Below are 14,011 nucleotides of genomic sequence, written 5' to 3' on the forward strand. Positions count from 1 at the left end.
GTGCTAGCTCACCGCCAATGGGGCATCGGAAAAGATGTTCCGGATCACGCCGTTGGCCCACTCCAGGATCTCGGCGTCCTGCAGGTCCCGGCCCCCGATCCGGGCCGTCTTGGGCTTGGGAATGAGCACCGCGTCCAAGGCAGGCTTGGCTTGCGAGCCCGGGTACATCCGGTTCAGGCGCATGGTCTTGGACTCCGGCAACGTGGCCGGGGAGAACTTGATGAAGTTCCCCTGGAGCGCAACGTCGGACAGGCCTGCTTCACGGGCACCGACCCGGAACCGCGCCACGGCCACCAGGTTCTGGGCCGGCAGCGGAAGTTCACCGTAGCGGTCCACGAGTTCTGCCTGCACCTCATCGATGGCCTCGTTGGTGAGGGCGGCAGCGAGCTTGCGGTAGGCCTCCAGGCGCAGCCGCTCGCCGGGAACGTAGTCGTGCGGCAGGTGCGCATTGACCGGCAGCTCGATCTTCATCTCCGCGGCCTTTTCTTCGGCTTCGCCGCGGAAGTCCGCCACTGCCTCGCCAACCAGCCGGATGTACAGGTCGAAGCCGACGCCCTGGATATGCCCGGACTGCTCACCGCCCAGCAGGTTGCCCGCGCCGCGGATCTCCAGGTCCTTCATGGCCAGCTGCATGCCGGCACCCAGTTCGTTGTGTGCGGCGACGGCCTTGAGCCGCTCCAGGGCCACCTCGCCCAGCGGCTTCTCCGACGGGTAGAGGAAGTACGCATAGGCACGTTCGCGTCCACGGCCCACGCGGCCCCGGAGCTGGTGCAGCTGGGACAGGCCGTATTTGTCCGCCCCGTCCACGATCAGCGTGTTGGCATTGGAAATGTCCAGGCCGGTCTCGATGATGGTGGTGCACACCAGGACGTCGAAGCGCCGCTCCCAGAAGTCCACGATGATCTGCTCCAGGCGGCTTTCGGACATCTTGCCGTGGGCCACTTCAACCCGGGCCTCGGGCACTAGCTCCCGGATCTTCGCCGCGGTCCGCTCGATGGTGGACACCCGGTTGTGCACCAGGAACACCTGGCCCTCGCGCATCAGCTCACGGCGGATGGCCGCGGTGGTCTGCTTGTCCGTGTACGGGCCCACGTAGGTCAGGACCGGGTGGCGTTCCTCCGGCGGGGTGGCCAGGGTGGAAGTTTCCCGGATCCCCGTCAGGGACATTTCCAGTGTTCGAGGAATCGGGGTGGCGCTCATGGCCAGCACGTCCACGTTGGTGCGCATCTTCTTCAGCGCTTCCTTGTGCTCCACGCCAAACCGCTGTTCCTCGTCCACGATCACCAGGCCCAGGTCCTTGAACTCGAAGTCCTTGGACAACAGCCGGTGCGTGCCGATCACCACGTCCACGGCGCCGGACTTGACGCCCTCCGCCGTCTCCTTGGCCTCCTTGGCCGACTGGAAGCGGGACAGCGGTTTGACGCGCAGCGGGAAGCCGGAGAACCGCTCGGTGAAGGTTTCGTAGTGCTGCTGGGCCAGCAGCGTGGTGGGCACCAGCACCGCCACCTGCTTGCCGTCCTGGACGGCCTTGAAGGCGGCACGCACCGCGATTTCGGTCTTGCCGTAGCCAACGTCGCCGGACACCAGGCGGTCCATGGGGATCTCCCGCTCCATGTCCGCCTTGACCTCGTTGATGGTGGTCAGCTGGTCCGGGGTTTCCACGTACGGGAAGGCTTCCTCGAGTTCGCGCTGCCACGGGGTGTCAGGCCCGAACGCGTGCCCGCGGGAGGCCATCCGGGCCGAGTACAGCCGGATCAGCTCACCGGCGATCTCCTTGACCGCCTTGCGCGCCTTGGACTTGGTGCTGGCCCAGTCCGCGCCGCCCATCTTGCTCAGGACGGGGGTGTCGCCGCCCACGTACCGGGTAACCTGGTCCAGCTGGTCCGTGGGGACGAACAGCCTGTCGCCCGGGGCGCCCCGCTTGGCCGGGGCGTACTCAAGCACCAGGTATTCGCGGACGCCGTCCCCGCCGCCTGCCACCTTGCGCTGGATGAGCTCCACGAACCGGCCGATGCCGTGCTGTTCGTGGACCACATGGTCGCCCGCCACCAACTGCAGCGGGTCCACGGCGTTGCGCCGCTTGGACGGCATCTTCCGCATGTCCTTCGTGGACCCGGCAGAGGTCCGGCCCAGCAGGTCTGCCTCGGTGAGGAGGCCCAGTTTCAGCCCGTCCAGGACAAAACCGCGTCCGACGGCGGCAGTGGTTACCTCGATGATCCCCGCCTGCGGCTCGTGGTCCAGGCTGTCCACGCGGGCGCACGGGATGTCGTTTTCATGGAACAGCTCCGCCAGGCGCTGGGCTGGGCCGGGACCTTCGGTGGCCACCACAATCCGCCACTGGTCACGCACGTGCGAGCCGATGAAGTCCATCATTTCGGCGACATCGCCCTGGTAACCGCGAGGTTCGCGGGCATGCAGGTTCAGGACGTCAATCTCGGGGAGCAGTTCCGCGTCCTGGGCCAGCGAGGTGATGGACCACCAGGACACACCGTGCGCCAGGGACGAACTTCGGGTTTCAGCCAGTGAACGGAAGCTGGCGGAATGCAGCGCCTCCGTGGCCTGCGCACTCAGGTCCAAAGGTGCCGCGCCGCCATCGGACGCGGTGGACCAGGCGGCCTCGAGGAATTCCTCGTTGGTGGCGGCGAGGTCATGCGCGCGGGTGCGGACTTTTTCGGGTTCGATCACGACGGCGATGGAGTCGGCGGGCAGCTGGTCCACGAACGGAACCATGGCATCCACCAGCACCGGCGCCAGCGATTCCATGCCCTCCACGGCGATGCCGCCGGCGATTTTTTCAAGCATGTCCGCCGCGGCCGGGAGCTGGGCCTTCAGTTTCGCGGCGCGGGACATCACGGACGGCGTGATGAGGATTTCCCGGCAGGGCGGGGCATGCAGTTCCGTGGGGTGGTGGATGCCGGGCGCGGACAGCGAACGCTGGTCCGCGACGGCGAACCAGCGCATCTGGTCCACCTCGTCCCCGAAGAACTCGACGCGGATGGGATGGTCCTCGGTGGGCGGGAAGACGTCGATGATGCCGCCGCGGACGGCGAACTCGCCGCGGTGCGTCACCATGTCCACGCGGGCGTAGGCGGCGTCGGCAAGGCTTTTCACCACCTCGGTGAAGGGGACGTCCTGGCCCACCTTCAACGTGACAGGAACCAAATCGCCCAGGCCCGCCACCACCGGCTGGACCACGGCGCGGACGGGCGCGACGACGACGCGCAGCCGGGCCGCCGTCGAGCTTTCCGGGTGTGCCAAACGGCGCAGGACGGACAACCTCCGGCCGACGGTGTCCGAGCGCGGTGAGAGCCGCTCGTGCGGCAGGGTTTCCCAGCTGGGGAACTCTGCCACCGAGTCAGCCGGCAGGTAGGCGCGAAGGGCGGCTGACAGGTCTTCGGCTTCCCGTCCCGTGGCGGTCACGGCCAGTACCACCCCCGGGTCCCTGCCCTCGGCAGCGGACGCGAGCCCGTCAGCCATCTCCGCCAGCAGCACCGGACGCAGCCCTGCGGGCGCGCTGATCTGGTAGTCCTGGCCGCGGACGGCGAAGCCACGGGCTGACTCGGCGCGGACGCGGGCGAAGGTCTGGTCCTGCGCCAGCGCGCGGCGCAGTCCGTCCAGCGATGGAGTGGCGGCGGGCTGGCCTGGAAGACTCATGGCAGAAGCTCCTGTGGTGTTCATCGAAGAAGAGCAGGCAACGCGAAAACCCGAAATTCGCTGCGAATCCCGGGTACACCCAGCCTACCGCGCAGCAATGACATCCCGTCGCGGGCCGGCAGCGGCGCCATGTGTATTCAGCGCGAGGTGTATTCAGCGGGACGTATATTCACCGGGACATGTATTCAGCGCGAGGTGCGCCCGGTCAGTAGGCTGGCAGGACCGGGCACTATTCGGGCGCCGCGGCCGTCCGGACGGGCTGCCGCTCCGAACCCCAAAGGACGACGTGGGGCCGGATGGCCAGGAATTGCGACGAACAGGAGCCAGCATGACCGGAAGCAATGCCCAGCCTTCGCCGAAGACCGTCCTCGTCACCGGGGCCACCGGGTATATCGGCGGCCGCCTGGTGCCCAAGCTGCTCGAGGCGGGGCACACCGTCAAAGTGCTGGTGCGCTCGCCCGACAAGATCGCCGGGGTGCCATGGCGGGAGAAGGTGGAGGTGGTGCAAAGCAGCCTCGACGACGGCGACGCCCTCCGCAAAGCGCTGGCCGGCGTCGACGTTTTCTACTACCTGGTGCACTCGATGGCTGCCGGCGCCGGCTTCGAGGCGAAGGAAAAGGCGATGGCCGGGACGGCGGCGGATGCTGCCGCGGCGGCCGGTGTGGACCGGATCGTCTACCTGGGCGGCCTGCATCCCCAGGGCGTGCAGCTCTCCACCCACATGCGTTCACGCGAAGCCGTGGGCAAGGTCTTCCTGGACAGCCCCGTCAACGCCATCGTGTTCCAGGCCGGGGTGGTGATCGGGTCCGGCTCCGCTTCCTTCGAGATGATCCGCCACCTGTCCGAGACACTGCCGCTGATGCCGGCGCCGAGCTGGGTGCGGAACCGGATCGAGGCCATCGCCGTGCGTGATGTCCTCTACTACCTGGTCGAGGCTGCGTCGCTGGAAGGCAGCATCAACCGGACCTTCGACATCGGCTGCAGGCAGGTGCTCACCTACGCCGGGATGATGAAGGAATACGCGGCGGAAGCGGGCCTGCCGTACCGTGTGGTGCTGGCGCTGCCGGTGCCCGCGCCCAAGCTGGCGGGTCTGTGGGTGGCGCTGACCACGCCCATCCCGCTGTCCATGGCCGTGCCCCTGGTCCAGTCGCTGCAGCATGATGCGGTGTCCAACGAACATGACATTGACCGGTACATCCCGCAGCCCGACGGCGGCCTGACCCCCTACCGCGCGGCCGTCGCCCTGGCGCTGGGCAAGGAACGCGACGGCCAGGTGGAAACGACCTGGGCCAATGCGGGAGTGGCCTCCGATCCGCTGCCCAGCGACCCGGATTGGGCCGGACACAAGGTTTACATCGACGAGCGCACCTTCCACGGGAACGTGGATCCTGCCCACGTCTGGACCGTGATCGAGGGCATCGGCGGCAGGAACGGCTGGTACTCGCTGCCCCTGGCCTGGCAGATGCGCGGCTGGCTGGACAAGCTCACCGGCGGGGCGGGCCTGCTGCGCGGCCGCCGCCACCCGCACACCCTCGCCCAGGGCGAGGTGGTGGACTGGTGGCGCGTGGAACGGATCGAGCACGGGCGGCTGCTGCGGCTGCGCGCCGAAATGCGCGCCCCCGGGCGTGCCTGGCTGGAACTCTCCGTGGAGCCCGACGGCGCCGGCAGCCGCTACCGGCAGCGGGCCATCTTCTTCCCGAAGGGACTGAGTGGGCGGCTCTACTGGCTCGCCGTGCTGCCCTTCCACAGCCTGATCTTCCCGGCCATGGCCCGGAACATCACGGCGGCGGCGCAGAAGCTGGCCGATGCGGACCAGGCACCGATGACACCGTAGGATGTTGGAGGCTTAATCCGTTCCCCACGTCCCAGGAGGACCCATGGCGCTGAGCGCAACCACAACCCTTCCCCACTCCGTCGACAGCGTTGCCGCTGTCCTGGTCAACGAGGACTTCCAGCGCCACGTCAGCCAGCTGGTGGGCGGCGACCTGGAATCCTTCACCGTTGACGGCGACGTTGCCGGAGCGTTCAGCACCACCTCCGTGCGCACCCTCCCCACCACCCGCCTGCCCGACATCGCGCGGAAGGTCGTTGGCGAGCACCTCAAGGTGACCCAGGTGGAAAGCTGGGACGCTCCTGCCGCCGACGGTTCCCGTCAGAGCAACATCTCGCTCAAGATCGCCGGCGCCCCGGTGGACGTCACTGCCGTGCAGCGGCTGGTGGCCGAGGACGGCGGCACGCGCGTGGAGCTCGAAGGCGCAGTCAAGTCCTCCGTGCCGTTCCTGGGCGGCAAGATCGCCGACGCCGCCGAGCCGATGGTGGCCAAGGCGCTGAACCTGCAGGCACAGCAGGCCCAGGCCTGGCTGGAAAGCCACTAGTTCCGTGACGCTTCCCGTTTTCCCTGCGCTGGTCCTGATTGTCGCCGGCGTTTGGTCGCTGGTGGTCTGGCCGCAGTTCCTGCGCCGGGTGATGAAGGACCCGCGTGCCCATGGCGCCGCCGGCAAGGCGACGAGGTTCCTGACCGTTCATGTGGTGCTGGTGAGCATCTCCATGGTGCTTGGACTCGCCACGGCAGTGATCGGTGTCCTCGGGCTGCTGGGGTAGCTCCGCACGACAGAAGGCTCTCCTCCCGCCGGGAGGAGAGCCTTCTGTCGTCTGCAGCATGTCAGGTTCAGGCGGCCTGGTTGAGCGCATCCTCCGCGGCAACCCAGGAGATCATGGCGCACTTGACCCGCGCGGCATAGCGGGCCACCCCCTCGAAGGCGGCGGCGTCGCCCAGGAGCTCCGGGTCAGCGTGCACCTTTCCCCGTGAGCGGAGGACGTCGCGGAAGCTGTCGATCACATCGTGCAGCTCTGCTACAGTGAGGCCCTCGGCGAGGTCGGTGAGGACCGAGGCCGACGCCATGGAGATGGAACAACCGGCCCCGTCCCAGGCGACCTGCGCCACCTTGCCGTCCTCGACAGCGAGCCGGAGCGTGACTTCATCCCCGCACACCGGATTGAGCTGGTGCGACTGGCCCGTGGAGGCGCCCGAGGGCGCCTCGGTCTCCGCCAGGCCGCTGCCGTGGCGGGCTTTGGAGTGGTCAAGGATGATCTGCTGGTACAGCTGGTCAAGGCTCATGGATTCGACCTTCGTCGGTTAGGCGCGGAAATAGGCACGGACGCCGGCGACGGCTTCCAGGAAACGGTCCACGTCGTCAGTGGTGTTGTAGAGATAGGCGCTGGCCCGGGTGGTGGCGGTCAGTCCCAGCCGCCGGTGCAACGGTTGGGCGCAGTGGTGGCCCACACGCACGGCGATCCCCTGCGAGTCCAGGAACTGTCCCACGTCGTGGGCGTGGACGCCTTCGACGTCGAACGCGGCAAGGCCGATGCGCTCCTGTCCTGCGGCCGGGCCAAGCACGCGGATACCTGCGATGGATTCGAGTCCCGCCACCATGCGCTGCCCGAGCTCCGCTTCCCATCGGTGGATACGGTCAAGTCCCGTTTCGGTGAGGTAGTTGGCTGCCGCCGCCAGGGCCACTGCCTGCGATATGCGCTGGGTGCCTGCTTCGAAGCGCTGGGGCGCCGGAAGGTACTCGGCGCGTTCCATGGTGACAGTGGTAATCATGGAACCGCCGGTCATGAACGGCGGCAGGACGTCAAGGAGTTCCTGCCGGCCGTACAGCACGCCGATGCCCGTGGGCGCCAGCATCTTATGCCCCGAAAACACGGCGAAGTCGACGTCCAGTTCCTTGACATCCAGCGGCAGGTGCGGAGCGGACTGGCAAGCATCGAGGACCACCAGGGCTCCGGCTGCCCGGCCCAGGGCAGCCAGCTCTTGCACGGGGTTGATGATCCCCAGGACGTTGGAGGCGTGGGTGAACGCCAGGACCTTGGTACGCGGCCCGCTGACGTCCCCGGCCCGGTCCATGCGGAGGCTGCCGTCGTCGGCAATGGGGATGTAGCGGAGCGTCGCGCCGGTGCGGAACGCCAGTTCCTGCCAGGGAATGAGGTTGGCGTGGTGCTCCATTTCGGTGACCACGATCTCGTCCCCTGGGTTCAGGGCGAGATCCTTGAGCTGGCTGTCCCCGCGTCCTTGCGCAGCCCAGAGGCCTGCATTGGACAGCGCGTAGGACAAGAGGTTGAGTCCCTCCGTGGCGTTGGAGGTCCAGACCGTTTCCTCGTAGTCCGCGCTGATGAAGTCAGCAATGGTCTGGCGCGCGTCTTCAAAGGCTTCGGTGGCCTCCACGGCGAGGTGGTGTGCGCCGCGGTGCACGGCTGCATTGCGTTGTTCGTAGAACTCCTGCTCGGCCTCGATCACGCTCACCGGGTTTTGCGACGTGGCACCGGAGTCGAGGTAGACCAGTGGCTGTCCGTTGACCAGCTGGTTGAGGACCGGGAAGTCGTTGCGGATGCGCAGCACCTCGGCGTTATCCATGACCGGTACGGCACGTTCCAGTGTGGCTGGCGTTGATACTACGGCCAAAACGAACTCCTTGAGCTGCCAACGGGTGACACCCAATTGTCCCACAGCATGGCTGTGGCGGCCGCCCGGGAGGGCGGCCGCCACTACCACCCCGGGCTTCGGCCGAGGGAGCAAAGGGGCCGGCGACGGCTGGGGGGAGAGTCTCGGTCTCAGAAGACTCTAACGTCGCCGGCCCCGTCTATGCCCGGTCCCGAAGGACCGGAAGTTGATGGGGGTCTTGCTGGTTTTCCTGGCCTGCTCCGCGGCGGGTGCCGCTTTGCTTTGCCTCTTTAAGTAAAACCTGCGGCGCCCGGTGGTACACGAGTAGGGTGTACTCGAATCCGGGACGGCGAACTACCGGGTGCCCGGACACTGCTACGCAACAACCGGTGCCTGCCGGGTGGACCCGGTTCCGGGAGGCTGCAGGCGGTGGCCAAGGACATCGCGGGGGCATCGCGGGCGTGGCATGAAAGCACGCGGCTGTTACCGGCCGTGCCGGTGGCGGAGGCCGGTTCCGGCGTGCGGGTCCCTACCGGGGCAGGGCCGACTCCAGCTCATCACGGCTACGCACACCGAGCTTTACGTACGTGCGGTAGAGGTGCCCCTCCACGGTACGGACGGAAACCATGAGCCGCTGGGCAATTTCACGGTCCGTCAGGCCCTGCACCGCCAGCTCGACGATGTCCTGTTCGCGGCGGGTGAGATGGACAGCGGGAGCCGCTGCGATGAACCGGCCCTCGCGGAACCGCTCGCCCAGTTCATGGTCGCACCGCTCGCGCTGGGCCACGGCCTGCCGCGCACGGCGACGTTCCCCGGTCTCCTCCAGCACGGTGCTGGCACGGGCATAAGCCTCACGGGCGAGGTTGGCAAAGCCTGCCTCCTCCAGCGAGGCAGCCGTTGCCATCAGTGCATCACCGTCAGCGTTTTCCCAGGCGGTGGACAGGGTCAGCAGGGCTTCGGCCCAGCGTCCCTCCACTCCCGGGGCCGTCTCCTGGATGATGGGTATCACGGAGGGGTCCCCCAGGTCCCAGCAGATGGCCAAAACCTCGAGCAGGTTTCCTGCCCGTGCGGTTGCTTCAGGGGTGGTCATCTGGGTCTGCAGTGCTGCCAGGCCCTTGCCGTCCCGCGCCAGATACTCGGCCGCCGCGGCAGCGTAGGCCTCGGCGAGGAAGTCATATGCCGGCCCGCCGGCAACGGCATCCTTGTAATCCTGTTCCAGGCGCCGGGCCTGTTCCGCATCGCCGAGCCGTGCGGCCACGTAGAAGGCCAACGCTGAGCCGAACCTGTTCAACTGCAGCGGATCATTGAGCCTGAGCGCCTCAACCGCAGGCAGCAGGACCTGGTAGGCGCGTTCCATCCTCCCTTGCCGCAACAGGGAATAGCCGCGGAGGGCCTGGAGGCTCCCGTTAAAAGTCGCAGCACCGGCCGGGTGCCCCGCAGCGTAGCTGTCAAGTTCCCGCTCAGCCGACTCCCATTCGCCCATGGCCAGGTAGTCTGCAGCCAGGCGGCACAGCACGAATTCAGGGAAGAAGAAAAGGCTGCCCTTTAATGGGGGCAGTTCCGAGGCAGCCAGGAGCGCAGCATCCAGCCCCTGGCCCGCGCGGCCCGCCGCGGCCAGGGCCTGGGCCAAAAGGCCTTCCGCCAGGGCCCGCAATGGATCAGCGCTCTGATCGTCCGGGGAGGACTGCCGGAGGGCTGCAACCCGTCCGGTGAGGGCCTCGAGATCCACCTCGGCGCCAAGCCGCAGGAGGCACAGCAACTCCTCCTGCCAACCCACCGCATCACCAGGACCGGCGGCGAGCTTACGGACGTCCTCCGCGACCGCCGCCAGGGGCTGGCCGGTCGCCTGGTAGGCCGAGACCCGGAGCAGCAGGACGGCCGGCCCCTGGAGATCGTCAGCCAAGTGCGGCCAGCATTCGTCAAGGAGGGCAGCGGCTTCCGCGTAGGCGCCCTCGTTGTAGAGGGCGCGGGCCTGGATCGCCTGTGCGAGGGGAAGCAGCGAGGGGTTGTGGATCCGGGCTGCAATGGAGCGTGCGCTGTGGTTGCGGAACCTCTGCAGTGCCTCCCTGGCCGCCGCCAGCATCTGGTCGTCGTCCGGGCGAAGGCCGCACTCCAGCGCCCACTCCACCGACCGCAGCAGGCCCTCCCCCCGGAGCAGCCCTGGATCCTGGTGGGCTTTGACCTTTTCGAACAACTGCAGGCTGCGTGAAACCGAAATGGTGTGCCGGATGGCACTGCCGAAAAGGCCGTTCCAGATGCTGAGCGCGGCTGGAACGCCGGGCATCTCCACCACCATCTGCTGGTCCAGGAGGGACCTGACCAGGGCTGCGCCGCTGATGTCTTCAATGACTTTGCGGCCTACGGGCCCGGCCAGGGCAATCAGCTTGAGGGCTTCCTGTTCCTCCGGACTGCGGCGCAGGTGGTCCTTGGCAACTACGCGCCCGAGCCGGGGCCCGTCCGCGGGCAGGGGGCCCAGAAGGATCCAGATGCCGTTGCGCTTGGCGAGGATTCCGGCTTCGGCGGCGTCATGGAGCAGCGCGTCCAGGATGCGCGGGTTGCCCCCGGAGGCACTCCAGACGGCATCGACCGTTGCCGCAGGAATGGTGCCGTCGAGGACATGGGCCAGGACCTCCTCGATTTGTTCCCGGTTGAGGGGCCGCAGGTCCACACGCTCGGCGAGCCCGTCGTACCAGAGCTGGTCCAGGGGCTGCGGCAGGCCCGGCCGCGGACTGGCAGCCGCCAGCACGGTGGCCCAGCCGGCCGAAATCAAGTCCGCCAGGATGCCGGCCGAGGCCTCGTCCAGCTGGTGTGCATCGTCCACCGACAGCAGGACCGGGGCCTGGTTGCCGGCCTTGAGCTTTTCAAAGTACGACCACATCGACCGCAGCACCGCTACCGGCGAGACTGACTCTTCCGCCGTGAGGTCACCGGTGTAAGGCGTCAGGACCCCGAACGGCACCGCGGACAGGGCGGAACTGGCGTGGATCCGCAGGACGTTAAGTTCGCCTGCGAGCCGTTCGGTGACGGCGTCCGTGACGGACGACTTGCCAACGCCCGGCCCCGCCATGACGAAGACGGCGTGGCTGGTGCCGTTGCGGATGATGTTGCAGATCCGTTCCACCGGCTCCCGGCGGCCGGTGAGGAGCCGGTGGGCGGCCGCAGGCCGGTGTCCGTTAGACGAGTCCAGTTAGATCACCCCTGGAAGTTACGCCGAGCTTGGTGAAAACCTGGTACAGGTGGCCTTCCACGGTCCGGACTGAGACGCCCATTTCCAGGGCGATATCGCGGTTGGAAGCACCCCGGCCCGCCATGCGCGCAATCTGCCGTTCGCGGCTGGTGAGCAGCGGGCTGCCACTGCTGGGCACGATGGGCAGGTTCGCCACCGTGGAGGCGAGGATGTCGAGCCGGGCCTGGGCGGTCCTGGCGGACGCGGCGTCCCCGTCCTGGCGGGCGAAATCCACCGCGAGCGCCATGCACCGGGCCTCGACAGCGTCCAGCTCGAGGGTTGCGGCGAGTTCGGCGCCGGCCAGGAGTGCCTTGGCGTTCTTTGTCCTGCTCCCGATGGCCGTCAGCCGGGAGATCTCGGCCAGCGGGCCCTGCCTGTGGCCGGCGATCTCCTCCAGCAGGCGGAAGTCGGCATCGCTGCCGTTCACAGTGGCCGCGAGCAGGTTGATGCCGGCAATGGTCCACCGCCCGGCTGCCATGTTCCGGCGCGCCGATTGCTTCAGGGCGGTGACGGCCTCGGAATCACCCAGCCACCGGCCGGCCACGTGCGCGCAGAACTCGATGATGCTTTCGGCAGCGAACCCCGCTTTTCCGGGTGTCCTTTGCAGCTTCCCGAGGTACCTGCGGGCCTGTGCCGTGTTGCCCGTCTGGGCGTAGGCCAGCGCGGTAGCGGCATACGCGCTGCGAAGTGCTGTCTCGACCGGCTGGAGCTCCAATTGCGCGGCGGCCGAAATGAGGGGTTCCAGGGCAGCGTCGCCGCGGCCGGAGAAGACGTAGGCCATCCCCACCGCCAGCTCCGTGGCGGCACTGCGGTACGGAAGGCCGGTGGCCTGGGGCTGGCCGGTGGAGCGGAGGAGGTCGATGCAGCGCCGCCACTGGCCGGCCACCAGCAGGACGAAATATGCCTCCTTCGTGTACCTCTCGCGGAGGCCAACAACGTGCGAGGCGTCGCTGATCTGGCCGCCGAGCTGCCTCATCAGGCCCAGTGCGTCCATCTCGCGGCCAGTCGTTGCCAAGGCGCCCATCAGGATGATCGCCGACCGGAACCGGAAGGCGCTGTCGGGGTTCCGGGCAGGATCGGCTGCCCGTTCCAACTGGGGAATCATGGCGGCGAAGTCGCCGGCGTGGGCGCGGTATTCAAATTCGATCAAAGCGATCCGGTTCGCTGCCACGGCCACCGGCGCGGGCCACACTGCCTGGTGGCCCACCTTGTCGAGCCGTTGCCGGGCCGAGGCGAAGAGGTCCGGGACCTTGGCCGCGTGCGCAGGCAGCCTGAGCATGACATGCGCCTTGGCGGCGATTACCTCGGCGTACTCTTCAAGATCCAGGCCTTCCAGCTCCGGCTGGGAGATGTCGTCCAGGGCCGCGAGCGCCTGGACCGGCATGTCCAGCTGGAGGTAGGCCGCGGCTTTTTGCCGCTGCGCGGGCGCCCACTCGCGGTCGGTCCTTTGCAGCATGTCCGCGTAGGTCAGGGCGAACCGGGGGTCGAAGAGCTGCACTGCCGCTTCTGCGGCCGCAAGCGCCAGCGCGGGGCTCAGCGCCGCCTCACACTCATGCGTCCATGCGGCGGCGGACATCAACTCCTCCACCGTCATGGTGGCGGGGTCGGGTTCCTGGCCGCCCAGCAGGACGGCGCGGAGCTCACGGCGGCGTGAAATGCTGAGCCAGGTCCGGACCACGTCGCCGATGTACTTCTCCCGCAGGGACACCCAGCGGCAGTCCGAGTCGTCGATCTCCAGCAGCCCGCCGTCTTCCATGTCCGCCACGACGTCCGCGCCGTAGACAGCTGTCAGCCTTGACAGTTCCACCCGCCGGGCGCAGGACAGCATCTCGATCACTTCACGCGTTTCCGGTGCTTCGCGTGACCAGCGGGACCGGACGATGTCATCAAGGCTGGCGGCGCCGTCGAGCACTACTTTGTCGCGGAGGGTCCACACGGAATCGGACAGCACCAGGTTGCCGGACAGTTGCTGCTCGGTGACCAGGGCCTTGAGCAGCAACGGATTGCCGCCCACCATCTGGTGGAAGGTGGTGACCAGCGAGGATGAAACGCGGTGCCCCAGCAGGGACAGCAGGACCTGCCTGGTCTGCAGTTCATTGAGGTTGCTGAGCCGGACCTCGGCCAGCCTCCTCTCAGTCAGCAGCCAGTGGAAGTCGGCCGGAAGGTCGCTGGAATTGGGCGCGACTGCGATGATGCGTGCCGTGCGGGTGAGCATGACGTTCAGCAGCACGCCCGCGCTCATGTCGTCGATGCTTCCGGAAGTATCCAGGGTGATGACGCAGGGCCTGCCGGCAGCGTCGCTGCGGATGAGTGAGGTGATGCCGCGGAGGATGGCGGTGGGCGAGCCCATGTAGGCCCGCGGCAGCCGGGCCAGCAGGAAGGACAGGCAACCGTACGGCGTGGCGGCGCCGGAGGGGCCGGAGCGAAGCTGCAGGGACCAGACATCCGGTCCGAGGTCAGCCACCGCGGCCCTGGCCAGGGAAGATTTGCCCACACCCCGCCCGCCGGTGATCACCACACCGAGGGAGTTTTCGCTGGTGAGCGCGCTGCGGACGGCCTCAAGGTTGGCGCTGCGGGCGGGCACGGACCATTTGCCCTCCGGCGGAGCGGAGGGTTTCGTGGGCAGCCCGTCGTCGGGAGGTATTGACCCACGTCCCCAGCTAAGTGGCTCGATTGACATGAACTTATCC

The 14,011-nt window shown here is 67.8% G+C and carries 8 protein-coding genes; 3 read left to right on the forward strand and 5 right to left on the reverse strand.

What is annotated here, in order from left to right; all coding sequences use genetic code 11:
* Positions 1–3 precede the first annotated feature (3 nt).
* Positions 4–3,654 (reverse strand): transcription-repair coupling factor, encoded by a 3,651-nt coding sequence (gene mfd, locus AC2JAJ_RS01160; RefSeq protein WP_486414581.1) that lies wholly within the window; start codon positions 3,652–3,654, stop codon positions 4–6.
* 328 nt (positions 3,655–3,982) lie between these two features.
* On the opposite strand from mfd, the gene AC2JAJ_RS01165 reads away from it, so the two are divergent.
* Genes AC2JAJ_RS01165 through AC2JAJ_RS01175 form a run of 3 tightly spaced genes read left to right on the forward strand, consistent with a single transcriptional unit; the run spans position 3,983 to position 6,255 of the window.
* Positions 3,983–5,488: an SDR family oxidoreductase gene (locus tag AC2JAJ_RS01165; protein WP_486414580.1), complete on the forward strand. Its 1,506-nt coding sequence runs from the start codon at positions 3,983–3,985 to the stop codon at positions 5,486–5,488.
* A gap of 43 nt (positions 5,489–5,531) precedes the next feature.
* Complete coding sequence (locus AC2JAJ_RS01170) at positions 5,532–6,029, forward strand: DUF2505 domain-containing protein (protein ID WP_221383939.1); 498 nt, start codon at positions 5,532–5,534, stop codon at positions 6,027–6,029.
* Between the two features lie 4 nt (positions 6,030–6,033).
* Complete coding sequence (locus AC2JAJ_RS01175; protein WP_486414579.1) at positions 6,034–6,255, forward strand: SCO4848 family membrane protein; 222 nt, start codon at positions 6,034–6,036, stop codon at positions 6,253–6,255.
* Positions 6,256–6,322: 67 nt separating this feature from the next.
* On the opposite strand, the gene sufU is transcribed toward AC2JAJ_RS01175, so the two are convergent.
* From sufU to AC2JAJ_RS01195, 4 genes are all read right to left on the reverse strand, one after another.
* Entirely contained in the window at positions 6,323–6,772 is a 450-nt protein-coding gene (gene sufU, locus AC2JAJ_RS01180; protein WP_221383941.1) for a Fe-S cluster assembly sulfur transfer protein SufU, read from the reverse strand.
* 18 nt (positions 6,773–6,790) lie between these two features.
* Entirely contained in the window at positions 6,791–8,116 is a 1,326-nt protein-coding gene (locus AC2JAJ_RS01185) for a SufS family cysteine desulfurase (RefSeq protein WP_486414578.1), read from the reverse strand.
* Between the two features lie 508 nt (positions 8,117–8,624).
* The gene (locus tag AC2JAJ_RS01190; protein ID WP_501053468.1) at positions 8,625–11,282 is read right to left on the reverse strand and encodes a LuxR C-terminal-related transcriptional regulator; all 2,658 of its coding nucleotides are present in this window, start codon (positions 11,280–11,282) and stop codon (positions 8,625–8,627) included.
* Positions 11,269–14,001 (reverse strand): helix-turn-helix transcriptional regulator, encoded by a 2,733-nt coding sequence (locus AC2JAJ_RS01195; protein WP_486414575.1) that lies wholly within the window; start codon positions 13,999–14,001, stop codon positions 11,269–11,271. The genes AC2JAJ_RS01190 and AC2JAJ_RS01195 overlap by 14 nt, the downstream gene beginning before the upstream one ends.
* Positions 14,002–14,011: the final 10 nt, after the last annotated feature.

The sequence above is a fragment of the Arthrobacter sp. MOO21 genome, from assembly GCF_057369995.2.

What these genes read in the sequence shown, in the direction of transcription:
- AC2JAJ_RS01195 (WP_486414575.1), bottom strand. Translation starts at nt 14,001, where the DNA reads ATGTCAATCGAGCCACTTAGCTGGGGACGTGGGTCAATACCTCCCGAC.
- mfd (WP_486414581.1), bottom strand. Translation starts at nt 3,654, where the DNA reads ATGAGTCTTCCAGGCCAGCCCGCCGCCACTCCATCGCTGGACGGACTG.
- AC2JAJ_RS01170 (WP_221383939.1), top strand. Translation starts at nt 5,532, where the DNA reads ATGGCGCTGAGCGCAACCACAACCCTTCCCCACTCCGTCGACAGCGTT.
- sufU (WP_221383941.1), bottom strand. Translation starts at nt 6,772, where the DNA reads ATGAGCCTTGACCAGCTGTACCAGCAGATCATCCTTGACCACTCCAAA.
- AC2JAJ_RS01165 (WP_486414580.1), top strand. Translation starts at nt 3,983, where the DNA reads ATGACCGGAAGCAATGCCCAGCCTTCGCCGAAGACCGTCCTCGTCACC.